This window comes from Oerskovia sp. Root918, assembly GCF_001428945.1.
GTDB lineage: Bacteria > Actinomycetota > Actinomycetes > Actinomycetales > Cellulomonadaceae > Oerskovia > Oerskovia enterophila.
Window position 1 is genome coordinate 245,778 of sequence record NZ_LMJG01000015.1, and the last position, 23,405, is coordinate 269,182.

General features: G+C 74.1%; 17 protein-coding genes. 5 read left to right on the forward strand and 12 right to left on the reverse strand.

Annotation, left to right across the window (positions count from 1 at the left end; translation table 11 throughout):
- Nucleotides 1-34: 34 nt before the first annotated feature.
- The 9 genes from ASE27_RS16295 to ASE27_RS20980 all read right to left on the reverse strand — a co-directional run bounded on the left by ASE27_RS16295 (nucleotide 35) and on the right by ASE27_RS20980 (nucleotide 9,779).
- The gene (locus tag ASE27_RS16295) at nucleotides 35-985 is read right to left on the reverse strand and encodes an HAD family hydrolase (protein ID WP_369819022.1); all 951 of its coding nucleotides are present in this window, start codon (nucleotides 983-985) and stop codon (nucleotides 35-37) included.
- Nucleotides 982-2,304, reverse strand: coding sequence for a serine--tRNA ligase (gene serS / locus ASE27_RS16300; RefSeq protein ID WP_056653517.1), 1,323 nt, complete (start codon nucleotides 2,302-2,304; stop codon nucleotides 982-984). The genes ASE27_RS16295 and serS overlap by 4 nt, the downstream gene beginning before the upstream one ends.
- 109 nt (nucleotides 2,305-2,413) lie before the next feature.
- Nucleotides 2,414-3,310, reverse strand: a complete 897-nt coding sequence (locus ASE27_RS16305) for an ABC transporter ATP-binding protein (RefSeq protein ID WP_082609035.1) — start codon at nucleotides 3,308-3,310, stop codon at nucleotides 2,414-2,416.
- A gap of 127 nt (nucleotides 3,311-3,437) precedes the next feature.
- Nucleotides 3,438-4,454 (reverse strand): iron chelate uptake ABC transporter family permease subunit, encoded by a 1,017-nt coding sequence (locus tag ASE27_RS16310; protein WP_056653525.1) that lies wholly within the window; start codon nucleotides 4,452-4,454, stop codon nucleotides 3,438-3,440.
- Between the two features lie 116 nt (nucleotides 4,455-4,570).
- Nucleotides 4,571-5,671, reverse strand: a complete 1,101-nt coding sequence (locus ASE27_RS16315; RefSeq protein WP_056652815.1) for an iron chelate uptake ABC transporter family permease subunit — start codon at nucleotides 5,669-5,671, stop codon at nucleotides 4,571-4,573.
- Between the two features lies 1 nt (nucleotide 5,672).
- A complete protein-coding gene (locus tag ASE27_RS16320; RefSeq protein ID WP_056652818.1) occupies nucleotides 5,673-6,548 on the reverse strand; it encodes a siderophore-interacting protein in 876 nt (291 codons plus the stop codon).
- Nucleotides 6,548-7,537 (reverse strand): ABC transporter substrate-binding protein, encoded by a 990-nt coding sequence (locus ASE27_RS16325; protein WP_056652821.1) that lies wholly within the window; start codon nucleotides 7,535-7,537, stop codon nucleotides 6,548-6,550. Before ASE27_RS16325 ends, ASE27_RS16320 begins: the two co-directional genes overlap by 1 nt.
- 112 nt (nucleotides 7,538-7,649) lie before the next feature.
- Nucleotides 7,650-8,675, reverse strand: coding sequence for an ABC transporter substrate-binding protein (locus tag ASE27_RS16330; protein ID WP_056652825.1), 1,026 nt, complete (start codon nucleotides 8,673-8,675; stop codon nucleotides 7,650-7,652).
- Nucleotides 8,676-8,735: 60 nt separating this feature from the next.
- Nucleotides 8,736-9,779 carry an AraC family transcriptional regulator gene (locus ASE27_RS20980; RefSeq protein ID WP_235535464.1) on the reverse strand — a complete coding sequence of 348 codons (1,044 nt, stop codon included), beginning with the start codon at nucleotides 9,777-9,779 and terminating at the stop codon, nucleotides 8,736-8,738.
- Nucleotides 9,780-9,834: 55 nt separating this feature from the next.
- Here ASE27_RS20980 and ASE27_RS16340 point away from each other — a divergent pair, with 55 nt between their 5' ends.
- The 5 genes from ASE27_RS16340 (at nucleotide 9,835) to ASE27_RS16360 (ending at nucleotide 20,986) form a co-directional block, all read left to right on the forward strand.
- On the forward strand, nucleotides 9,835-11,559 hold the full coding sequence (locus ASE27_RS16340) for an ABC transporter ATP-binding protein (RefSeq protein WP_082609037.1): 1,725 nt from the start codon (nucleotides 9,835-9,837) through the stop codon (nucleotides 11,557-11,559).
- Nucleotides 11,556-13,487: an ABC transporter ATP-binding protein gene (locus ASE27_RS16345; protein WP_235535466.1), complete on the forward strand. Its 1,932-nt coding sequence runs from the start codon at nucleotides 11,556-11,558 to the stop codon at nucleotides 13,485-13,487. The genes ASE27_RS16340 and ASE27_RS16345 overlap by 4 nt, the downstream gene beginning before the upstream one ends.
- An 85-nt stretch (nucleotides 13,488-13,572) precedes the next feature.
- Nucleotides 13,573-14,805 (forward strand): diacylglycerol kinase family protein, encoded by a 1,233-nt coding sequence (locus ASE27_RS16350; RefSeq protein WP_056653533.1) that lies wholly within the window; start codon nucleotides 13,573-13,575, stop codon nucleotides 14,803-14,805.
- A gap of 58 nt (nucleotides 14,806-14,863) precedes the next feature.
- Nucleotides 14,864-16,063 (forward strand): AI-2E family transporter, encoded by a 1,200-nt coding sequence (locus ASE27_RS16355; RefSeq protein ID WP_082609039.1) that lies wholly within the window; start codon nucleotides 14,864-14,866, stop codon nucleotides 16,061-16,063.
- A 96-nt stretch (nucleotides 16,064-16,159) separates the two neighbouring features.
- Nucleotides 16,160-20,986, forward strand: a complete 4,827-nt coding sequence (locus ASE27_RS16360; protein WP_056652830.1) for a hypothetical protein — start codon at nucleotides 16,160-16,162, stop codon at nucleotides 20,984-20,986.
- 48 nt (nucleotides 20,987-21,034) lie between these two features.
- On the opposite strand, the gene ASE27_RS16365 is transcribed toward ASE27_RS16360, so the two are convergent.
- From ASE27_RS16365 to ASE27_RS16375, 3 genes are all read right to left on the reverse strand, one after another.
- The gene (locus tag ASE27_RS16365; RefSeq protein ID WP_369800633.1) at nucleotides 21,035-21,913 is read right to left on the reverse strand and encodes a glycosyltransferase; all 879 of its coding nucleotides are present in this window, start codon (nucleotides 21,911-21,913) and stop codon (nucleotides 21,035-21,037) included.
- A 265-nt stretch (nucleotides 21,914-22,178) separates the two neighbouring features.
- The gene (locus ASE27_RS16370; RefSeq protein WP_056652833.1) at nucleotides 22,179-23,003 is read right to left on the reverse strand and encodes a DUF5926 family protein; all 825 of its coding nucleotides are present in this window, start codon (nucleotides 23,001-23,003) and stop codon (nucleotides 22,179-22,181) included.
- A 42-nt stretch (nucleotides 23,004-23,045) separates the two neighbouring features.
- The gene (locus tag ASE27_RS16375; RefSeq protein WP_056652836.1) at nucleotides 23,046-23,369 is read right to left on the reverse strand and encodes a rhodanese-like domain-containing protein; all 324 of its coding nucleotides are present in this window, start codon (nucleotides 23,367-23,369) and stop codon (nucleotides 23,046-23,048) included.
- Nucleotides 23,370-23,405: the final 36 nt, after the last annotated feature.

Sequence of the window (23,405 nt, forward strand, 5' to 3'; positions counted from 1 at the left end):
CCAGGCCTCTACCTCGCGAACAGCCCGCGAGCCTTCAGACCAGACTCTGCAGCACGGCGACCGCGCCGGCCTCGTCGATGCTGCCCGTGACCTCGTCGGCCGCGTCCTTGACCTCGGGCTCGGCGTGACCCATGGCCACCCCGCGACCGGCCCAGCGCAGCATGTCGATGTCGTTGCTGCCGTCGCCCACGGCCACGGTCGCTCCCGGCGCCACGCCCAGCAGGCCGCGCACGCGCTCGAGCGCGCTCGCCTTGGTCACGCCCAGCGGCGCGATGTCCATCCACGCCGTCCAGCCGACCGCGTACGTCACGTCGCTCAGCCCGAGCGAGCGTGCGAGCTCGCTGAAGGCCTCGCTCGTGGACCCGGGGCTGCGCACGACGACACGCGTGACCTCGCCCGACCACAGCTCCTCGAAGTCGACCACGTCGTGCACGCCGTCGAGCTCGCCGTGCGGGAAGAGGTCGTTCATGCGGAAGCCGACGCCCACGTCCTCGACCGCGAACAGCGCGTCGGGGAGCTGGTCGCGCAGCAGCCGCAGCGCGTTCTCCGGGTTGAACGTGATCATCTCGTCGACCACGTAGCCCGTGGGCGAGGCGTCGTCGAAACGAGCCGTCACGGCACCGTTCGAGCACACCATGTACCCCTCGGCCAGTCCGAGGCGCTCGGCGATGGGCAGCACCGCGATGAGCGAGCGGCCCGACGACAGCATCACGTGGTGCCCCGCCGCGCGCACCGCCGCGACGGCCTCGATGACGCCGTCGCTCAGGACGTCGTCGTGGCTCAGGATCGTCCCGTCGATGTCGAGCGCGACGAGCAGCGGGCCCTCCCCCGGGCGGGCCGGGTGCGCGGGAGACGCGGCAGCGGCCTCCCCGGCAGCAGGATCCGTGCCCGACGGCGCCACCTCGCCCGGGGACGGCGACGCACCTGAGGGCGCGGCGTCGTCGGGCCGGGTGGTGGTCCTGACGTCCGGCGAAGGACCCGTCACTTCGTGGCCTTCGACGAGCCCTTCGGCGATCCCGCCGACGGCGCGACCGGCTCGAGGACCTCGAGCCCGCCCAGGTAGGGCCGCAGGCCCTCCGGGACACGGACCGAGCCGTCGGGCTGCTGGTGGTTCTCGAGGATCGCGACGATCCAGCGCGTCGTGCCCAGCGTGCCGTTGAGCGTGGCGACCGTGCGGGTCTCCGCCTTGCCGTCGATCTCGACGCGCTCGCGCACGCCCAGTCGGCGGGCCTGGAACGTGGTGCAGTTCGAGGTCGAGGTGAGCTCGAGGTAGCGCTCCTGCGTGGGCAGCCAGGCCTCGCAGTCGAACTTGCGGGCCGCGCTCGACCCCAGGTCGCCCGCGGCCGTGTCGATCACGCGGTACGGCAGCTCGCACTTGCGCAGCATGGCCTCCTCCCAGCCCAGGAGGCGCTGGTGCTCGGCCTCGGCGTCGGCCGGGTCGATGTAGCTGAACATCTCGACCTTGTGGAACTGGTGCACGCGGATGATGCCGCGCGTGTCCTTGCCGTACGAGCCGGCCTCGCGGCGGTAGCACGCGCTCCAGCCCGCGTAGCGCTTGGGGCCCTCCGACAGGTCGAGGATCTCGCCCGAGTGGTAGCCCGCGAGCGCGACCTCGCTCGTGCCGACCAGGTACAGGTCGTCGGCCTCGAGGCGGTAGATCTCGTCCGCGTGGGCGCCCAGGAAGCCCGTGCCCTGCATGATCTCGGGGCGCACGAGCGTGGGCGTGATGACGGGCGTGAAGCCCTCCTGGATCGCCTGGTCCATCGCGGCGTTGAGCAGCGCGAGCTCGAGGCGCGCCCCGATGCCCGTGAGGTAGTAGAACCGCGCCCCCGACACCTTGGCGCCGCGCTCGGTGTCGATCGCGCGCAGGCCCTCGCCCAGCTCGAGGTGGTCGCGGGGCGTGAAGCCCTCGGCCGCGAAGTCGCGGATGGTGCCCTCCTCGCGGAGCACGACGTAGTCGTCCTCGCCGCCCGGAGGGGCGCCCTCGATCACGTTCGAGATCTTGTAGAGGACGTCCTTGAGCTGCGCCTCGGCGTCGTCGGCGTCCTTCTGCCGGGCCTTGACGCCCTCGGCGAGCTGCTTGGTGTGAGCGAGCAGGGCGGACTTCTCCTCGCCCTGCGCCTGGGCGACCTTCTTGCCCAGGGACTTCTGCTCGGCACGCATCTGCTCGAAGTCCGTCAGCGCGCTGCGACGGCGGGAGTCGGCGTCGAGCGCCTGGTCCACGAGGGCGGGGTCGTCGCCGCGAGCCACCTGGCTGGCGCGGACGACGTCGGGGTTGTCGCGCAGAAGTCGAAGATCGATCACCACTAGAGGGTATCCAACGTGCGGGAGGGCGCGGCACGGGGCCCGCCGAGGGGGACCCGAGCGGACGCCGCGGGTGACGCGCACCGGTCACCCCCGGCGAGCGAGCCCGTCACCCCCGGCGACCCAGCGGGATCACCAGCGGCGTGCCCGTGACCGGGTCGTCGATGATCGTGCACCGCAGCCCGAACATCTCCTCGACCAGCTCGGCCGTCACGATCTCCCCCGGCGCCCCCTGCGCGACCACGGCCCCGTCCTTCATCGCGACCAGGTGCGTCGCGTAGCGGCACGCGTGGTTGAGGTCGTGCAGCACCGCGACGAGCGTGCGCCCCTCGCGGTTGAGGTCGCCGAACAGCTCGAGCAGCTCGATCTGGTGCGCGATGTCGAGGAACGTCGTGGGCTCGTCGAGCAGCAGCAGCTCGGTCTCCTGCGCGAGCACCATGGACACCCACACGCGCTGGCGCTGCCCGCCCGACAGCTCGTCGACGGGCCGCGCCGACAGCGGCGTGACCTGCGTGGCCGCGAGCGCCCGCACCACGGCGTCCTCGTCGTCGCGCGACCACTGCCGCAGGAGCTTCTGGTGCGGGTAGCGGCCGCGCGCGACGAGGTCCGCGACAGTGATGCCGTCGGGCGCGATCGACGTCTGGGGCAGGAGCCCGAGCCGGCGCGCGACCTCCTTGGCCTTGTAGGACGTGATGGTCTTGCCGTCGAGCACGACCTGCCCGGCGCTCGGGGTGAGCAGCCGCGACAGCGCGCGCAGCAGGGTCGACTTGCCGCACGCGTTGGGTCCCACGATCACGGTGAACGACCGGTCGGGGATCGCGACGTCGAGCCCCTGGGACACGATGCGCTCGTGGTACCCGATGCTGAGGCCTTCGGCGCGCAGCCGGGGCTCGCCGGGGGCCACGAGCGTGGCCTGGGGAGGAGCGGCCTGCCCGACGGCGGGGCTCGCCGCGGGTGCGTCGGCCTCGGCCGGGGTCGTGGTCACCGGGTGCGTCGTGGCGGTCATCGCCGTCTCCTCGGGAGGGGTGGGGCTGGTCGGGGGTGCGTCGGGGGTGCGTCGGCGGCAGGCACGGACAGCGTGGCCGGGGCCGTGCGGGTCGCGGGCCGGCGGGTCGCGGGTCGGGTCCAGGTGCTCACTGCCGCCTCGCCTCCCGGGCGAGCAGCCACACGAGGTAGCAGCCGCCGATGCTCACGGTCACGACGCCCACGGGCAGCTGGGTGGGCGCGAACGCCCGCTGTGCGACCAGGTCGCTCGCGGCGAGCAGCGCGGCCCCCATGGCGGCCGAGGACGCGAGCCCGACGGTCGCGCCGCGCGTGAGGCGGCGGGCGAGCTGGGGGGCCGCGAGCGAGATGAACGCGATGGGTCCGGCCGCGGCCGTGACGAGCGCGGTCAGGGCGACGCCCACGACGACGAGCGAGAGCCGCGTGCGCTCGGAGCGGACCCCGAGGGCCTGCGCGGCGTCGTCGCCCATCTCGAGGACGTTCATGCGTCGCCCCAGGAGGAACAGCGGCGGCACGAGGACCGCGAGGATGAGCACGACCGGCAGGACCTGGGTCCACGACAGCCCGTTGAGGCTGCCCGCTCCCCAGGTCGCGGCGGCCATGGCACGCGAGAGCTCGGCCTTGAGGATGAGCCACGTGTTGACCGACGCGAGCATCGCGCTGATCGCGATGCCCACGATGATGAGCCGGAAGCCCTGGACGCCGTTCTTGTACGCGAGCAGGTAGACGATGCCCGCGGTCGCGAGCCCGCCGATCATGGCCCCGGCCGCGACCGCGCCGTACGAGCCCCCCAGGACCAGGATCACGACGAGCGCGCCGGTGTAGGCGCCCGTGTTGAACCCGATGATGTCGGGGCTGCCGAGGGGGTTGCGGGTCAGCGACTGGAAGATCGCGCCGCTCATCCCCAGCGCCCCGCCCAGCAGGATCGCGAGCAGGACGCGCGGCAGGCGCCACTCGACCACGACCATGCGGACCACGTCGGAGGCCTCGCCCGTCAGGGCGCGCAGGACGTCGGGCACGGGCACCGCGTAGTCGCCCACGCCGAGTGCGACGACGCCCACGGCCGCGGCGAGCAGCACGAGCACGAGGGTCACGACGGCGGCTCGCACGTCGAGGCGTGCGGAGAACCCTCCGCGTCGCGAGCGCAGGACGCGTGTGGGCCGGCCGAAGTCGAGGCGCGCACCGGCCGACGGGGCGCCCGCGGGTGCCGGGGAGGTGCCCGAGACGTCGGGCCCCCCGGGGAGCGGGGTCTGCACGGGAGCCGTCACAGCCCGCTCACCTGCCTGCGTCGCACGAGCCAGATGAGGACGGGGGCGCCGATGAACGCCGTGACGATGCCGACCTGCAGCTCGGCGGGCCGCAGGACCAGGCGCGCTGCGACGTCGGACACCAGGAGCAGGACGGGCGACAGGACGAGCGTGTAGGACAGGATCCACCGCTGGTCCGGGCCCACGATCCAGCGCGCGACGTGCGGGACCATGAGCCCCACGAACCCGATGGGGCCCGCGGCGGCCGTCGCGGCCCCGCACAGGAGCGTCACGGCGATCACGACGATCGTGCGGGTCCGGTTGATGTGGGCGCCGAGGGACCGGGCCAGGTCGTCGCCCAGCGCGACCGCGTTGAGCGGGCGCGCCGCGACGACCGCGAGCACGACCCCCACGAGGATGAACGGCGTGACCGTCCCGACCATCTCCCACGAGCGGTTGCTGAGCGTGCCCGCTCCCCAGTAGCGCATCTTGTCGAAGACCTGCGGGTTGAGCAGCGTGATCCCCGACGAGATCCCGCCCAGCACCGCGCCGATCGAGATCCCGGCGAGCGTGAGCCGGACGGGCGTCGCGCCCCCGCGCCCGAGCGAGCCGATGAGGTACACGACGACCGTCGTGACGATCGCCCCGAGGAACGCGAACCAGATGTACTGCTGGATGTTGACGACGCCGAACGTCGCGACCCCGAGCACCACGGCGAAGCCCGCGCCCGCGTTGACGCCCAGGATGCCGGGGTCGGCGAGCGGGTTGCGCGTCAGGGCCTGGATCAGCGCACCCGAGAGTCCGAGCGCGACGCCGACCAGCAGGCCGAGGGCCGTGCGGGGAAGGCGCAGGTCGCGCAGGATGACCACGTCGTTCGGGTCAGCGCCGGGCGCACCGACCAGCGCGGACCACACCGAGGTCAGCGGGATCGTCTTGGAGCCCACCGCGAGGCTCACGAAGAGCATCAGGACCAGGACCCCGACGGCGACGAGCAGCCACGCGGTCCGCGACGCGTTGGTCGCGGCGAGGCCGGGCGCCCTGTCGGCGGCCGGGGTGGGGGCTGCCGACGAGGCCGGCGGGGCGCCGGCCCCCGCAGGGGCCCGTTCGGTCGTCGTCATCTCACAGCCCCAACGACTCGAGCTTGTCGAAGTACGCGTCGGTGATCTCTTCCTCGTCACGCTCCTCGTCGGCCCACAGGGAGTCGATCCACGCCTTGACGCTCGGGTCGAGGTTCTCCCAGCGCTCCTCCCACTCCTCGGCCCCCGCGGTCCAGTACCCGATGGTCTTGTAGGCCGTGACGGGCAGCCCGCGCTCGTGGCGCAGGTACTTGCGGACGGCGCGCAGCACCTTGGTCTCGCCCGCGAACCAGACGTACCCGACGCCGTCGGGCAGGTCGATGCTCCGCAGGATCTCCTCGAGCCGGCACGGGCCGTGGCCGTTGCCGCCGTAGACCCACGCGATGTCGACGTCGGGGTTCACGGGGAAGGACTGGCGGTGACCCGCGTCGGGGACCTCGACGACGACGCGCGTGCGCACGCCCGCCGGGGCCTGCTCGATCAGCCGGCCGACCGCGGGCAGGCCCGTCGCGTCCGCGAGGAGGATCTGCCACGCGAGGTCCGCGGGCGGGTCGTACAGCCCGCGGGGGGAGTTCAGCCCGACGACGTCGCCCGGCGTCGCCTGCTGGGCCCAGGTCGCGGCGACTCCCCCGTCGTGCACGACGAAGTCGATCACGACCAGGCCCGGCGCGGGCACCGCGCGGACCGTGTAGGTCCGCATGGGTGACGCCTGGACGCCCTCGGGGTAGTCCCACGAGTCCTCGGTCGCGAACGGCAGGACGGGTTCGGCCTCGCCCGGCGTGGGCAGGAAGACGCGCAGGTACTCGTCGCCCACGCCCGTCGACTCGAAGTCCGCGAGCCCCTCGCCGCCCAGCGTGACCCGGATCATGCCCGGGGTCAGGCGCTCGACCGCCACGACCTCGGCCCGGTGGATGCGCATCACGGCAGCAGCGCCTTCTCGACGACCTCGAGGAACGCGTACTGGCCGCTGGGCGACCCGTAGACCATCTCGAGGTCGTGGACCGCGACGTTCTGGTTCGTGACGAACGGCAGCGCGGCCCACAGGCCGTTGCCCGCGAGCTCGGCGAACGGGTCGTCGAGCTCGCCCGTCTTCTCGTCCGGCGCGGTCGAGGTGAAGGCCCAGTCGATGCCCGCGAGCTGCTCGAGCTGCTCGGTGCCGAGCGTCGTGCCCTCCTCGGGCTCGACGAGCGGCGAGATCTTCAGGCCCAGGTCCTTGAAGACCAGGCAGGGCGTGCCGTAGCAGGACACGATGATCTCCCCGTCGCCGTAGCCCACGGGGGCGACGACCGGGTCGATGCCGGCCTCGGCGAGGCGGGCCTTCACGTCGTCGACCTTGGCCTGGTACCTCGCGGTCCAGGCGTCGTGCTCCTCGACCCTGTCGAACGCCTCCGCGACCTCGGCGAAGCTCTCGCGCCAGTCGCGGCCGTCGAACCCGTTGAAGCTGTAGGTCGGGGCGATGTCGGGGAGCTTGGTCACGAGCTCGTCGTCGTAGCCCAGACCGTTGAGGATCACGTCCGGCTGGGCCGCGAGGATCTCCTCGTAGTTGTACTCGGGGAAGTTCTCGAACGACTTGATGCCCGCGAGCGCGTCCTGGTCGAAGAACGACGGGAAGGTCGTGTACCCCTGCGAGCGGATGGGCTGCGACCCCGCGAGCGGGATGCCCAGGGTGATGAGCATGTCGAGGTCGGTCGTGTACACCCCGAGCGCGGCCTGCGGGTCGGCCGGGATCGTGGTCTCGCCGAACGCGCTCTGGACCGTGCGGGTCCCGGCATCGTTCGTGTCGGCGCCGCTCGTGCCGCCGCTGTCCCCGGCGTCGGTCCCCGACGCGCACGCGCCCAGGAGCAGGGCGAGCGTGGCGGCCGAGGCGGTCGCGAGCAGGGTGGACCGGCGGGTGGTGCGTGTGGTCATGGGACTTCCTGGTTCGGGTGGCCGCGGGGTCGCGGCGAGGACGGAGCTGTCGTGGGAGCCCGCGGTCGCGGGCGTGGAGGGCCGTGGGCGCCGGGCGCCCTCGGCGCCGAGGTCAGAGCAGGCGCGCGGCCTCGCGCAGGTCCTCGGCGAAGACCTGGGCCGTCAGGGCGAGCCCGAAGTTGCGGTCGTAGCGGAGCTCGGCCACGCGGCCCGCCTGGACGGCGGGCACGGCGAGCCACGCGGGGTTGGACGCCGCCGGGTCGTCGGGGTTCTGGAGGACGACCAGGTCGGCGTCGTGGAAGAGGTCGAGGTTCTCGAACGAGAACCGCTGGACAGAGCCGTTGCTCTGCCCGGCGGCCGGGAGCACGAGGTCCATGCCGACGTCGCGGGCGATGCCCGAGCAGAAGCTGTCGGGCTCCTGGATCCAGAAGCCCTCCTCGTCGGCACCCGCGATGACGACCTTGCGGCCGGTCACGAGCGGGGCGATCTCGGCCGAGACGTCGGCGACCGTGGCGTCGTAGGCGTCGATCGCCTCGATCGCCTGCTGCTCGCGCCCGAACGCGGCGAGCTGGCGGCGCAGCGACGCCTTCCAGTCGGGGTCGTCGTCACCGACGACGAGGACGGGCGCGATGCCCTCGGCCAGCAGCTCGTTCTCCTGGTAGTAGTTCCACCACCCCGCGCCGACCACGAGCATGTCGGGCGAGTGGGACAGGATCGACTCGGCGTTGGGCTCGATGTTGGACCCACCCAGGCGCTCGACCCCCGCGGGCAGGTGCGCCATGAGGTGGCTCTCGTCGGACCACTCGGTGGCCACGATCGGCAGCCCGGCGAGGAGCGCGAACTCGAGGCCCGCCCGGGCCTCCAGGACCACGACCCGCTCGGGGTGCAGGGGCAGGTCCGTGCGGTAGCCGTCGTGCTCGAACGGCATGGTCTCGCCGCCCGCGGCAGGTGTGCCCGCCGCCTGGCCCGACCCGTCGCCGCACGCCGCGAGGAGCCCCGCGACCGTGAGCGCCCCGGCGCCGACGAGGAAGTCACGGCGCGTGATCGCGGCGACGACCCGTTGCCACTGGTCGTCGCCGACCGGGGTGGACGTCGCGTCCACAGGGGTGTCGGGGCGGGCGGTCAGGACGAGGGTCACGAGGTCTCCCGGGCAGACGACGGCGACGCGACGGTCCCCGTCAGAGGCAGTTAGGTATCCCTACCCTAACCACGTCGGGAGCGCGGCAGATGGCCGATCGTCGCTGCCAGAGGCCAGGGGATGTTCCGCATCGGCCTTGACCGACGCGACGTACCAGCCCGGGGTGTGGCCGAGGACCCTGCGGAAGGACTGCACGAACGCGCTCGGCGTCCGGTAGCCCACCCGGCGGCTCACGGTCCCGACGGGCATGCCGCCCGCGAGCAGCCCGATCGCGACCCGGACCCGCGCGTGGATGCGCCACTGCGCGAACGTCATGCCCGTCTCGCGATGGAACAGGCGCGAGAAGTTGCGCACGCTCACCGACACCTCGCGCGCCCACGCCTCGAGGGAACGCGTGTCAGCCGGGTCGTCGAGCAGACGTCGGGCGACCGACTCGAGGCGCGCGTCCGAGGGCATGGGCAGCACCATGGGCGTGACGTCCACGGGAGACAGGAGGTCGACCACGACACGCTCGCTGCGCCGTCGGGCCGCGGGGTCCATGTCGTTCCTGAACAGGTGGACCATGAGCTCGCGCGCCGCCGGAGGGACCGCGACCGCGGTCGTGCGGTGCGCGCGGTCGAGGACGGCGACGAATGCGCCCTCCGCGGGGGCAGCGGGGACGGGCGCCCCTGGCCGCGCTGGCCGCGCCGGCCGCGCGGGCCGCTCGGCGTGCCGCTCGGCCGCCCCCTCGGTCGACGGCACCGACAGGTCCGCGTCGACGTAGGTGCAGTAGAACCCCGTGCCGCCCGCGGTCTGGACCGCGTGCGCGACGCCCGCCGGGATCCACAGCCCGATCGTCGGCGGGACCGCGAAGAAGCCGTGCTCGGTCTCGACCGTGAGCACGCCCTGCGTGCCCCACAGGAGCTCGTGGAACGCGTGCACGTGCACGGGCCACAGACCCGGCGTGCTGGGCGGGAAGTGGGACGTCGAGACCGACCGGACCTCGCGGGCCGCGGCCACGATCGCGGCATCCTCGGCCTGCTGGGCAGCCGCGGGGCAGGCATCGTCGGGCATGGCGATCGGGACGAACGGGACGGAGGGAGGCGCCTGGCCGATGAGCGACATGATCCGGCAGGCTATCCCACATCGGCACAGCAAGGTAAGCATTACCTTAGCAAGCATGCCTCCCCGTCTCCGCCGTCCTGCACGCCCGGACCGGCGACCACGCCCCGCCCGCGGGAACGGCGTCGCCGTGCCGACGACCGTCGGCGGGATCTTCCGCCTCGTGCTCGCCGGCAACCGGCGCTGGCTCCTGCTGACCGTGGGCGCGGGCGGCTTCATGCTCCACCAGGTCACCGAGGCGCTCGTGCCCGTGCTGATCGGCGTGGTCGTGGACCGCGCGATCGTGCCGCGCGACGGCGCCGCGCTCGGCCTGTGGCTCGCCGTGCTCGCCGCCGTCTTCGTCGTCCTGACCATGGCGTGGCGGATCGGCATGCGCTCGACCGTGCGCGCCTTCTCGTTCGCGGCGCACGACCTGCGCCAGCTCACGGTCGCGCGCGTGCTGGACCCGCTCGGCATGGCCCGGCGGCGCGCCGCGGGCGAGACCCTGACCATCGCGTCCTCCGACACCAACCGCGTCGCGGGGATCTCGTGGCTCGTCACGGGTCAGCTCGGCGCGCTCGCCGCGATCGGCACGACCGCCGTGAGCCTCCTGCTCGTCTCGGTGCCGCTCGGGATCGCGGTCCTCGTCGCGACCCCCGTGATGCTGCTCGTGATGCACCGGCTCTCGGTGCCGCTCGAGGCCCGCAGCGAGACCGAGCAGGAGGCCGCGGCGCGCGCCGGCGGCCTCGCGACCGACCTCGTCACGGGCCTGCGCGTCCTCAAGGGCCTGGGCGCCGAGGAGGCCGCGGCCGACCGCTACCGGCGCGCGAGCCGCGACTCGCTCGGTGCCGCACTGCGCGCCGTGCGTTCCCGGGCCGCGTACCAGGCCGTGAGCACCGTGCTCTCGGTCGTCTTCCTCGCGGTGGTCGCGCTCTTCGCCGGCCGCATGGCGCTCGCCGGGCAGATCACCGTGGGCGAGCTCGTGGCCGTCGTCGGCCTCGCGCAGTTCGTCCAGGAACCCATGTCCCGGACGGGCTTCCTGGGCGTCGAGCTCGCGCAGAAGCGCGCCTCCGCGCGCCGTCTGCTGCTCCTGCTCGGCGAGCCGACCGTCCACAGCCCTGTGGACGGGGCCGTCGCACGCGCCGCGGCGCGCACCGAGGGGGCCGCGACCGTGACGATCGCGGGCGCCTTCGGCGGCTCCGTCGTGCCTCGCGTCACGGCCCGGGCGGGCCAGGTCGTGGGCATCGTGGTGCCCGACGGCGGCGACGCCGGCCGGCTCGTCGACGTCCTCGGGTGCCGCGCACCCGCCCCACCCGGAGCCGTCGTCGTGAACGGGACCGACCTCGCCACGCTCGACCCGTCGACCGGGCGTGCGCTCGTGTTCGCGGCCCGGCACGAGGCCTCGCTGTTCAGCACGACCGTGCGCGAGAACCTCGCGCCCGACGGACCCCTCGACGAGCGCGCGCTCGACGCCTCGGGGACCGGAGAGGTGCTCGGGCACCTCGCCGAGGGCCTCGACACCCCGCTGGTCGGCCGCGGCCAGCACCTGTCCGGCGGGCAGCGCCAACGGCTCGTCCTGGGCCGAGCGCTGCACCGGCCCGAGCCCGTGCTCGTGCTGCACGACCCCACGACCGCGGTCGACAGCGTGACCGAGGCCCGGATCGCCGCCGCGCTGCGAGGCTTCCCCGAGCGCGCCCTCGTGCTGGTGACCTCGAGCCCGACGCTCCTGGCGGTGTGCGACGAGGTCGTCACGGCGGTCGCCGCCGTCCCGGCCGGGTCCGACCGTGAGCTGGTGGCCTCGTGAGCGGCGACGTCGTGACCGCCGACCCGGCGGGGCCGGCCACGCCGGCTGCCCCCGCCCTCCCGGGCGCCCCTGGCGCTCCGGCTGCCCCCGCCGTCCCCGCGCGGGCCATCCTGCCCGTCGCCACGACGGCTGCGACCAACGCCGCGCTGTGGCGCATGCTCACGAGACGCCGCTGGCTCTTCGCCGCGACCGTCGCGGTGCTGCTGGCGGGCTCGGTCGCGGGACTCGCGACCCCGGCGCTGCTCGGGGTCATGGTCAACGTCGTCGTCGAGGGCGGCCAGACCTCCGAGCTCGTGCGCTTCGGCCTGCTGCTCCTCGGGGCGGGCGTGCTGAGCGCGATCCTCGGCTACCTGGGACAGACCCTGCTCGCCCGGATCTGCGAGGGCGCGCTCGCGGACCTGCGCGAGGACGTCCTCGCGAGCGCGCTCGACCTGCCGCTCGAACAGGTCGAGCAGGCGGGCGTCGGCGACGTCGTCGCGCGCGTCTCGGGGGACGTCGACGCCGTGAGCGAGGCGATCTCGGGCGTCCTGCCCGCCGTCACGTCGGCCGTGTTCACGATCGCCCTGACGCTCGTGGGGCTCGGGGCCCTCGACTGGCGCTTCGCGCTCGCCGCGGTCGCGGCGGCTCCCCTGCAGGTCGTGTCGCTGCGCTGGTTCCTGCGCCGCTCGGGTCCCGTCTACCGCGAGGTGCGGGTCGCCGAGGCCCAGCGCACCGAGCAGGTCATCGAGACCGTCGCGGGGGCCACGACCGTCACGACGCTGGGGCACGGCGAGCGGCACGAGGCCCTCGTGGCGCAGTCCTCGATCCGGGCCATCGACCTGTCGCTGACGGGGATCGCGCTGCTGACCCGGTTCTACAACCGGCTCAACATCGCCGAGCTCATCGGGCTCGGGGCCGTCCTCGCGGTCGGGTTCTGGCTCGTCTCGGGCGACGCCGTGACGGTGGGCGCCGCGACGGCCGCGGCACTGTACTTCCACCGGCTGTTCGGGCCGATCGGGATGGTCCTGGGCGAGTTCGACGAGATCCAGAAGGCCGGGGCCGGTCTCGCGCGTCTCGTGGGCGTGACGACGGCGACCGCACGGCCCGCCGAAGGGGACGAGGTTTCCGCCGAAGGTGACCGGGCTCCCGCCGAGGGCGACCGTCCCGCGAGCGCCGCCGAGGTCCGGGAGCCGCGCTCCGCCGTCGTGCTCCGGGACGTGAGCTTCGCCTACTCCCCCGGGCGCGAGGTCCTCACGGGCGTGGACCTCGAGGTCGCCGAGGGCGAGCACGTCGCGCTCGTCGGGGCGTCCGGGGCCGGCAAGACGTCGGTCGCGAAGCTCGCGATGGGCATCCACCGCCCGACGCGCGGCGCCGTGCAGGTCCTGGGCGCGGCACCGGGGCGACGCCGTCGGGCCTCCGCCGACGGGCCGCCCGCGCCTCGGCCCGACGCGGCCATGGTGAGCCAGGAGGTCCACGTCTTCAGCGGGACCCTCGCCGAGGACCTGCGGCTCGCCGCGCCCCGCGCGAGCGACGCCGAGCTCCACGCGGCCCTCGACGCGGTCGAGGCGGGCTGGGTCGCCGACCTGCCCGAGGGCCTCGCGACCGCCGTGGGTGCGGGCGGCCTCGACCTGTCGCCGGACCGTGCCCAGCAGCTCGCGCTCGCACGGATCCTGCTCCTGGACCCCGCGGTCGTGGTGCTCGACGAGGCCACGGCCGAGGTCGGGACCGACGGCGCCGCGACGCTCGACCGGGCGGCCCGGGCCGCGCTGTCGGGGCGGACCGCGGTCGTGATCGCGCACCGGCTGAGCCAGGCCGCGGCGGCCGACCGGGTCGTGGTCATGGACGCCGGACGGGTCGTGGAGTCGGGGACGCACGACGAGCTGCGGGCGACCGGCGGCCCGTACGCGCGGCTGTGGGCAGCGTGGGAGCGGGGATCGGTCGGCCGCTGAGCACGACCGGGACCCGCCGTCGGGTTGGTCACCTTCGGCGGGCACGACCGTCTCCCTCGGCACCCCGAGCGCTACCGTGTCCGACATGGGTTGGGAAATGTGGTTGGGAGTCGCGGCGGTCGCCATCTCCGCCGTCGCGCTCACGGTCGCGATGACCGTCTGGTCCCAGCAACGACGCCGACGACGCCTCGACCCGCCCGTGGTCGCCGCCGAGCCGCTCGACGACGCGGGCCAGCTCATCGCGTTCGTCGCCAACCCGTCCAAGCCCGCTGCCGCGAACCTCGAGCGCACGGTCCGCCTGGTGTGCGCCGAGGCCGACCTCCCCGAGCCCCTGTGGTTCGAGACGACGATCGAGGACCCGGGCGTCGGGCAGACCCGCGAGGCCCTCGCGCGCGGCGCCGACATCGTGGTCGCGGTCGGCGGCGACGGGACCGTCCGGGCCGTCGCCGAGGCCATGGTCGGTACGGGCACGCCCATGGGTCTCATCCCCATCGGCACGGGCAACCTGCTCGCCCGCAACCTCGACCTGCCCATCACGGACCCCGAGGAGGCGCTGCGCATCGTCGTCGCGGGCGCGGACCGCGTCATCGACGTCGGCTGGGCGCGCGTCCTGGAGTACGCGGAGCCCGACGACGGCGCGCGCAGCCCCGCGCGGACCGGCGCCACGGGCGCGGACGCCTCAGGCGACGGGGACGGCGGCCCGGCCGCCGGCTCCGAGGCCGACGCCTCCGACCCCTCGGCCGCCTCGGACGAGCAGCCCGAGGGCACGCTCGCGGGCCGGGACACCGAGACCGCGCACATCTTCCTCGTCATCGCGGGGCTCGGTTTCGACGCCGCGATGGTCGCCGACGCAGACGCGACCCTCAAGGCCAAGGTGGGCTGGGTCGCGTACTTCGTCGCGGGGATCCGGCACCTGCACGGCCGCCGCCTGCGCGCCCAGATCCAGCTCGACGACGCACCGCCCGTCCAGGCCAAGCTGCGGACCCTCATGGTCGGCAACTGCGGCAAGCTGCCCGGCGGCATCACGCTGCTGCCCGACGCGGTGCTCGACGACGGCATCCTCGACATCGCCGCGATCGACACCCGGGGCGGGGTCGTGGGCTGGGCCCAGCTCTTCGGCGACGTCGTCATGCAGGGCTTCGGCGTGACCAACGACCTGCCCGCGAAGATCGGCCGGATCGACCACGCACGCGCCAAGCGCGTCCGCGTCCGGGTCGAGGGCGGCGAGCAGGCGCAGGTCGACGGCGACCTCCTGGGGCGGGCCGTCGAGCTCGAGGCCTGGGTCGAGCCGGGCGGGCTGGTCGTGCGCACGGCCTGACCTGCGGGCATCATTCGACCTGACGCACCGACCTTCACCACCGAGGAGCACCCCCTAGATGACCGCACCGCAGGACGTCGCTCCGCACCGTGGCCTGGCGCCGTCGACCCGAACCCTGATCAGCCTTGCCGCCGGGGTGGTCGTGCTCGCCGGGGTGTACTTCGCGCGCGGTCTGTTCGGCCCGCTCGCCCTCGCGGCGGTCGTCGTGATCATCGTGCAGCCCGTCCGCGGGCCGCTCGAGCGGCGCGGCTGGCCGCGGTGGGCCGCGACGACCGGGATGATCGTGGTCGCCTACCTGATCCTCGGCGCGCTCGCGGCGCTGCTCGCGTTCGCCGGTGTGCAGTTCGCGAACCTCGTGGGCCAGTACCTCGACGACCTCGCCAAGACCGTCAACCAGATCACGTCGTGGCTCGAGTCGTTCGGCGTCGAGGGGCAGGTCGCGGACGCGGTGTCGTCGTGGCTCGACCCGAGCACGATCGCGGGCCTCGCAGCCACGGTCGGCGGGACGGCCATGACCGTGCTCACGGCCTTCTTCTTCGTGCTCGCGTACGTGATCTTCATGGCTGCCGACTCCGGTCGCTACCAGGACGCCCACGCCCGCTTCGGGGCGACGCGCCCCGCGACGCTCGCCCGGATCACGTCCTACAACTCGGGCGTCCGCCGCTACTTCGTCGTCAACGCCACGTTCGGTGCGGTCGTGGCCGTGGTCGACGGCCTGGCCCTGTGGTGGATGGGGGTCCCGGCGCCCGCCGTCTGGGCGATCCTCGCGTTCGTCACCAACTTCATCCCGAACATCGGGTTCGTGCTCGGCGTGGTCCCCCCGACCGTCATGGCGCTCGTCGTGGGCGGCTGGCCGCTCGCGCTCGGGGTGGTCGCGGTCTACTGCGTGGTCAACGTGGTCCTGCAGGTGCTCGTGCAGCCCAAGTTCGTGGCCGACGCGGTCAACCTGAGCCTCACGCTGAGCTTCTTCTCGGTCGTGTTCTGGACGCTCGTGATCGGCCCGCTGGGCGCGATCCTCGCGATCCCGCTCACGCTGCTCACGAGGGCGCTCGTCATCGAGGGCGACCCGGACGCGGGGTGGCTGCGCTACCTGTCGGGCGACACGTCGGGGGCGCCGCTGGCGGAGCCGGCACCGGCGAAGGCCGACGCTCCGGACGAGGCACTGGTGACCCCCACGAGGACGGTGTCGCTCGAGGCGAGCACCGGTGCGGCCTCGGACGGGCCCGACGGCGACGAGCCGGACCGCCCGACCACCTGAGCCACTTCCGCCCGCCCTGCGCCGACCTCGTGGAGGATCTGTGGCCGCGCAGCCTCGCCGACGGGCCGCCGACGTGACCCCCCGTAGGCTGGACCGGTGACGAATCCGGCCCCCGCACAGACCCCTCGTCGCACCAGTCGTCGGGGGTTCGCCGCGCTGCTCCTCGCGATCGGCGCGCTCGTCGCCCCGGCGCTGCCCGCCGCGGCCGCTACCGCGACCTCGTCGCCGGCCTCCACCGAGGCCCCTACCGATTCCTCGCCCGAGGGCCCGACCGTCCTGGTCGGCGTCGCCGGGCTGCGCTGGACGGACGTCAACCCGACGACGGTCCCGCACCTGTGGAGCATGATCGGGTCGAGCTCGGTCGGGTCGATCAACGTCCGCACGGGCGCCGGCCCGGTCACGTGCCCGCTCGACGCGTGGCTCACGCTGTCCGCGGGCCAGCGAGAGTCGAGCGCTCCCCCGGCCGTCGAGCCGGTCCCCTCGGAGGACCCGGCTGACCCCGCGGAGATCTCGCCCACGATCGACTGCGAGCCCCTGCCCACGCTCGACGCGGGGACGGGCGTGGGCTCGTCGTCGGTGCCGGGGTGGGCCACGCTCACGACCGGGCCCGAGGACCTGGTCGAGGAGCCGACCGACACCACGGTCGACCCCGAGACGGGCGCGGTGGTGCCCCGCGGGCCGGGCGCGCTCGGCACCGAGCTCGCGGCGGCGGGCGTGTGCAGCACCGCGGTCGGGCCGGGGGGAGCGATCACGCTCGCGGACTCGACGGGCGCGGTCTCCCGCTACGTCCCGACGCTCGACGCCCTCTCGCAGGACGAGCTCGCGGCGTGCGACACGGTCGTGATCGACCAGGGCGAGCTGCCCGAGTCCTCGCCCGAGCGGACCGAGGCGCTGCGCGAGCTCGACCGGGTCCTCGAGCGCCTGACCTCGGACCTGCCGCGCGACTCGCGCGTCCTCGTGGCGGGAATCGCCGACACCCCGGGCGCCAAGCCCGGTCTGCAGGTCGTCGTGGACTGGACGGCCTCAGGCTCGGAGCACGGCTGGCTCCAGTCCGAGTCGACGCGCTTCAAGGGACTCGTCCAGCTCACGGACCTCACCGCGACGCTCGCGGCCGACGCCGGGATCAGCACCGCCGCGTTCGAGGGCGGCGCCCCGCTCGAGTCGGGTGACGACCGTCGCATGAGCATCTCGCGCACGGTCGAGAACCGTCGCTACCTCGGTGTCCTGTCGGACACCGCCCCGAACCTCATGCCGGCGTTCGTGGGGCTGCTCATCGGTTCGCTCGTGATCGCGGTCGGGGCCACGCTGTGGTCGCGTCGGGCGGCCGAGCGGCGCGCGGCCGGATCTCCCTCCGGCCCGACGACGCCGCTCCCCCCGAGCCCCCGAGGTCGCCGGGTCCTGTCGGCCGTCCTGCTCCTGGTCGCCTCCGCGCCGGCCGCGTCGTCGCTCAGCACGCTCGCCCGGTGGTGGGTCTCCCCCGCGCCGACGTTCGCGCTCATCCTCTCGGTGAGCGTGGCGACCGTGGTGGTCGCCCTCGTCGCGTGGTTCGTGAGCCGGGTCCTGCCGCGCAGCCCGTGGCGCCTCGCGGCGGCGGTCTCGGGAGTTACGTGGCTCGTCCTGACGGTCGACGGACTGACGGGGACGACGCTCCAGCAGGGGTCGCTCCTGGGCCCGGCCCCCGTGCTCGGGGCGCGCTTCTACGGCTTCAACAACATGACGTTCGCGGTCTACGGCGCCGCCGCGCTCCTGCTCGCCGGGAGCATCGCGTCCCAGCTCGCGGCGCACGGGAGGCGACGGGCGGGCATCGCGGTGGTCGTCGGCGTCGGGATCGTCACGACGGTCGTCGACGGCTGGCCCGCGTTCGGTGCCGACTTCGGCGGGATCCTCGCCCTGATCCCCGCGTTCGCGATCCTCGCCCTGCTGGTCGCCCAGGTGCGCATCACCGTGCGGCGGATCCTCGCGGTCGCGGCCGCGACGATCGGCGTGGTCGTGGTCGTGTCGGTCGTCGACTGGGCGATCCCGGGGACCAGCTCCCACCTGGGCGGGTTCGTCCAGCGGTTCCTCGACGGGGACGCGCTGAGCATGATCGCGACCAAGGCCTCAGGCGCCTGGGCGACGGTCGCGAGCGTGCCCGGAGTCCTCGCGACCGTGGCCGTCGTGGCCACGGCCTTCGCGGCCCTTCGCCCCGACGTCTGCCGCCTGCCCGAGGTCGCTGCCGCGTACCGCGCCTGGCCCCAGCTCCGGTCCCTCGTGGTCTCGCTCGTGGTCGCCGCCGGGATCGGGTCGGTCCTCAACGACTCGGGCGTCATCATCGCGGTCATGTTCGTCGTCGTGGCGATCGCGACCGTCGTGGCCTCGTTCCTCTCGGAGTCGTCGATCGCAGCCGTCGCCACGGCGGTCCCCACCGCGGTCCCCGTCGCAGCATCCGCGGCGGCCTCCCCGAGGACGCGCGCGCCGCGCATCGCGGGGCTCTCGACCGACTCGGGCACGGTCCGCCGCATGCCCACCACGATCCTCGCGGTGGGCGGCGGCCTGCTCCTCTCGCTCCTGCTCGCCGCGGCCGTCGTGCCGACGAGCGGCGCCGCCGTCGCGGGCGACGAGGTCCGTCGCGGCACGGGCGCACCCGTCGCACCCGAGGGCGAGAGCCTCGTCGTGATCGGCACGTCCGGACTGCGCTGGCCCGACGTCTCGTCCGGGACGGCCCCCGAGCTCCGCACGCTCCTCACCGAGGGGGCGGGCGCCGCGGGCGACTCGCTCCCCACGGGGGCCGCGAGCCGGTGCCCTGCGTCGGGGTGGCTCGCGCTCTCGTCAGGGCAGTACGTGCGCCACGACCCGCTCCTGCTCGACGACGGCACGACGTCGTGCGCCCCTGTCACCACGGTCGCGGCCGACGGGACGACGACCTCGACGGACGAGCCCGTCGACACGGTCGCGTCGTCGCGCGTGGCGACCCCCGCGACCTCGGTCCAGGTCGAGGGATGGCAGGACATGGTGGACGCGCAGTCCCGGACCGTCGAGCTCGGCACCCTGGGCCAGGCGATCTCGGACGCGGGCGTCTGCGCGACGGCCGTCGGGCCGCGCGCGGCGCTCGCCCTCGCGGACCGCGACGGGACGGTCGCGCGCTACCAGGACCTGCCCGCCGCCCTGGCCCCGGTCAACGACACGTTCGGCTGCGCGCTGACCGTGATCGACGCGGGAGACGCGACCCCGGCAGCGCTGGAGACGATCCCGGGCGAGACGCCGGCCGAGCGCTCGGCCCGGTATCGCGCCGAGCGGCCCGGGCTCGTCGCCGGCGTCGACGCGACGGTCGGCCGGGTCCTGGACGCCGTGCCGGACTCGGCGACGGTCCTCGTGGTCGACGTCGTCAACAACCCAGGCGCCCGCCCTGCGCTGGGCGTGACCATGGTCCGGTCCTCGGCCTCGATCGAGTCCGACCAGCCCCGGTTCCTCACGAGCTCGGCGACCCGCTCCGACGGGATCGTCCGTCTGCTCGACGTGCCCCCGACGATCCTGGGCGCCCTGGGCGTCGAGGTCCCGGCAGGGATCGACACGTCGATCATGACCTACGGCTCGCCCCGACCCGTCGACGCTGCGTCGGCGGCCGACGCCCTGGCAGACCTGACATCACGTGACCAGGTCCGGCGGCAGATCTACCCGTACTTCGTCGACTACGCGGGGTACGCGGGCCTGGTCCTCGCGGCCGGCTGCCTGCTGCTGGCGCCCGTCGCCCGCCGCAAGGACTCGCGGGGCTGGCGGATCGGGCGGCGGGTCGCCGAGGGAGCGGCGCTGGTCCTCGCGTCCTTGCCCGCCGCGGCGTTCGTGTCGTCGATGACGTCGTGGTGGCGGTTCGAGAACCCGATGCTCGCGGCCGTCGCCGTGTCGATCGGCTCGACCGTCGTGGTCGCCGGGCTCGGGGCGCTCGCTCCTCGACGCCCCGTCTGGGCGGGCCCCGCCCTGGTCGCGGGCATCACGTTCGCGGTGCTGACGCTCGACGCACTGCTGGGCACCCCGTTCAACCGAGCGAGCCCGCTCGGCTCGGCGCCGACGTTCGGGGCGCGCTTCTACGGGTTCGGCAACCCGACGTTCTCGGTGTACGCGGTCGCGGGGGTCCTCGCCGCGGCCGGGGTCGCACAGTGGCTCGTGCTCCGTGGGCGACGGCGCACGGCGACGCTCGTGGTCGGGGTCGTCGGCGTGGTCGCGATGGCCGTCGACGTCTGGCCCACGCTCGGGGCCGACCTCGGCGGCGGGCTGGTCCTCGTCCCGACCTTCGCGATCCTGCTGCTCGCGACGTCGGGCGCGCGCCTGACGTTCCGGCGGTTCTTCACGATCGGCCTGGCCGGCGTGGGGGTCGTCGCGGCGATCGGCGTGCTCGACTGGCTTCGACCGCCTGCCGCGCGCTCGCACCTTGGGCGCTTCGTGGGTCAGGTGGTCGACGGCGACGCGTGGGAGATGCTCTGGCGCAAGGCCGGGTACGCGGCCCGCTCGGTGCTGGGCGGGGTCCCGGTGTGGATCACGCTCGTGGTGCTGGTCTGGTTCGCGCTCGTGCTGTTCGCGCCGCGCCGCTTCACGCCGGCCTGGTTCGCACGGTCCGAGGCCGGGTGGCCCCTCTTCCGGCCCGCGATCCTCGCGATCTGGGTCATGTGCGTGAGCGGCTCGCTCGTCAACGACTTCGGGGTCCGGATCGCGATGATCGCCCTGGTCGCGGCCGTGCCGCTCGTGGTGCTCACCGCGCTGCGCGCGACGCCGGGAAGCCCGGGCGAGGTCCCCGACGCGGCCGGCGGGACGGTCTCCGGGACGGGAGCGGCGCCGTCGGGCACCGTGTCCTCCGGGACGGGCGCGCGGCCGTCCGGCGTGCTGCCCTCCCTGCCCGACGGCGGGGGCTCGCCCGACGACGCGGCGGAACCGGCGGCGTCGGGCAGGTAGACGACGAGGCGCCCGGGCGGAGTCCGCCCGGGCGCCTCGTGCGGCGTGCTACTTCCCGGAGTGCTTGTGCCCGCCGAGCGCGTCGAGCGCGCTGCGGACGCGACGCGCCCCGACCGCGAGCTGCACGTCGCGGTACTGGTTGGCGCGGTGGATCTGCCCCTTGAGGTCGGACCCGGACGGGCGGTGGCGCAGGTCGCACGGGACCTCGACCGCGACGTAGCCCTTGCGGAGCAGGTCGATCGTCAGACCCGTCTCGACTCCCCAGCCACGGGCCAGCGGCGTCGCGGCCTCGAAGGCCTCGCGCGTCAGGCAGCGCATGCCGGACAACGGCTGCGTGGGCGTCCAGCCCGTCATGGACTGGATGGCACGACGCGCGGCACCCACGACGATCCCGCGACCGCCCGCGCCGGGCTGCGGCGGGAGCAGGGCGATGGACATGTCCGCCAGGCCGTCGAGCACCGGGGGCACGAGCGGGGCCGTGTTGACCGCGGTCTCGCCCAGGTCGCCGTCGATGAAGAGCAGGAGGCGCGGGGGGCGGTCCGCGACGTCACGCATCGCGACGACGGCTGCGCCCGTCTCCATGGCTGCCGCCTTGCCGCGGTTGTGGGAGTGGCGCACGACCACGGCTCCGGCCTCGCGGGCGACGTGCTGCGTGGTGTCCTCGCTGCCGTCGTCCACGACGAGCACCAGGTCGACGTGGGGGATGGCCTTGGCCGCCCGGACCGTGGCCGCGATGCGACGCGCCTCGTCCTTGGCAGGGATGATCACCGCCACGCGCTGCTTCTGCCGTGAACCGCCGTGCAGCGGGGCCGGGCGCGGGGTCTTCGCCACCGGGAGCGCGTGCGTCCCGTTGGCGGGGACGCCCGACACGTCCCCGGTGGTTCCGGTGTTCAGTCCTGACTCGGTCGACCGATGGTCCGCGTTCACGCAATCCAGCCTAGTAGTGCAAAGAGTTTCCCGCAGTTTGCCACACTCCAGGTGGCAAAGTCACGGGGATGTCCCAGAGAACGGTGTTCTCGGGTTCTTGCCGAGGTATCTCTCGGTCAGCCTGGCGTCTGTGCTTCCGGGTCGCCGGACGTGACCTGCCCGAGGCCGACGGGCGGGGGCGACGATGCCGCCGCCCGTCGGTCTCGGGGTGGTGCCGTGGTGCTGGTGCTGCGGTGCCGGCGCGCTGCCCGTGGTGAGGGGCGCGTCAGCGGAGCGTGACCTGGCGGGACACGATGCCCGCACGCGCACGACGCTCGTTGGCGTCGAGCGGCTCGGTGACCGCGAGCGCCGCGTCGAGCTTGGCCTTGAGCTCCTTGGCGGGCTCCTCGAGGTCTGCGGCCTCGGTGCCGCGCGGCAGCTCCCAGACGGGGACCAGCAGGCCCGACGACCGGAACGCGCCGACGAACTTGCCGCCGCCCAGCCCCGACTCGCGCTTGGCGTGCAGGCGCGAGATCGCGTCGATCAGCGCCTCCTCGCCCACGGGCCAGGCCCAGCGCAGGAACTCGCGGCTCATGGAGCACCAGTAGGCCGACTCGACCGACTCGAGCTTGACCGTGGGCACGATCGACTCCGACGCCTGGTCGAGCGACGCCTTGAGGTCCGGCGTGACGTCCGTGGTGGGGTCGAGCCAGAACGAGAAGTCGTCGTGGACCGTGACCTCGAACGGCACCGACAGGTCCAGGACGTCCTGCAGGCGCGGACCCGGGCCCGGCAGCTCGCCGAGCTCGATCGACGTGCCCGGCTCGGCCTCGATGGCCTCGAGCAGGACCGACGCGAGGTCGCGGCTCGTGTCGCCCGAGCCCGCGAGGGTCTGGAGCGCCAGGAGGATGGTGCCGTCCTGACGGTGCAGAGCGGCCCAGCCGGCCGGGAGGATCGTCACGACGAGCACGTCGCGAGCGCCGTACTCCTTCGTGGTGCGAGCAGGTGCCGAGGCCGAGGGGACGACCTCCCGCAGGGCGACCCAGTCGGTCTCGCCGGGGAGACCCTCGAAGGGGCGCAGCACGAAGTCGGGCGTCGAGTTCTTGGCCATGGGGAAAGTGTAGTGGGAGCGGGCTGCGGGGCCGGCGGGCTCCTACCGCTCGACCGGGAACCCTCGCTGCGACCACGCGACCATGCCGCCGTCGAGGTTCGTCGCGTCGAAGTCGCCCTGGTTGAGCCACGCCGCGGCGCGCGCCGAGCGTCCGCCCGAGTGGCAGATCACGAGGATCGGGACCTCGGGGTCCAGCTCGCCCCAACGGACGGGCAGCTCGCCCAGGGGGATGTGGACGGCGTCGGGCGCGTGTCCCGCGTCCCACTCGTCCTGCTCGCGCACGTCGAGGAGCACGACGCCCTCGGGCACGGGGCGCTCGGCGTCGAGCTCGGACACGTCGGTCGTGGGTACCTGGGGCGGGAACATGGTGACCAGCCTACGTTTCTGACGAGACGTCGTCGG

Coding starts and splice junctions, on each gene's coding strand:
- ASE27_RS20980 (WP_235535464.1), bottom strand. CDS start 9,779: ATGTCGCTCATCGGCCAGGCGCCTCCCTCCGTCCCGTTCGTCCCGATC.
- ASE27_RS16320 (WP_056652818.1), bottom strand. CDS start 6,548: ATGCGCATCCACCGGGCCGAGGTCGTGGCGGTCGAGCGCCTGACCCCG.
- ASE27_RS16315 (WP_056652815.1), bottom strand. CDS start 5,671: ATGACGACGACCGAACGGGCCCCTGCGGGGGCCGGCGCCCCGCCGGCC.
- ASE27_RS16370 (WP_056652833.1), bottom strand. CDS start 23,003: ATGGCCAAGAACTCGACGCCCGACTTCGTGCTGCGCCCCTTCGAGGGT.
- ASE27_RS16355 (WP_082609039.1), top strand. CDS start 14,864: ATGACCGCACCGCAGGACGTCGCTCCGCACCGTGGCCTGGCGCCGTCG.
- ASE27_RS16305 (WP_082609035.1), bottom strand. CDS start 3,310: ATGACCGCCACGACGCACCCGGTGACCACGACCCCGGCCGAGGCCGAC.
- ASE27_RS16375 (WP_056652836.1), bottom strand. CDS start 23,369: ATGTTCCCGCCCCAGGTACCCACGACCGACGTGTCCGAGCTCGACGCC.
- ASE27_RS16340 (WP_082609037.1), top strand. CDS start 9,835: ATGCCTCCCCGTCTCCGCCGTCCTGCACGCCCGGACCGGCGACCACGC.
- ASE27_RS16350 (WP_056653533.1), top strand. CDS start 13,573: ATGGGTTGGGAAATGTGGTTGGGAGTCGCGGCGGTCGCCATCTCCGCC.
- ASE27_RS16325 (WP_056652821.1), bottom strand. CDS start 7,537: ATGACCACACGCACCACCCGCCGGTCCACCCTGCTCGCGACCGCCTCG.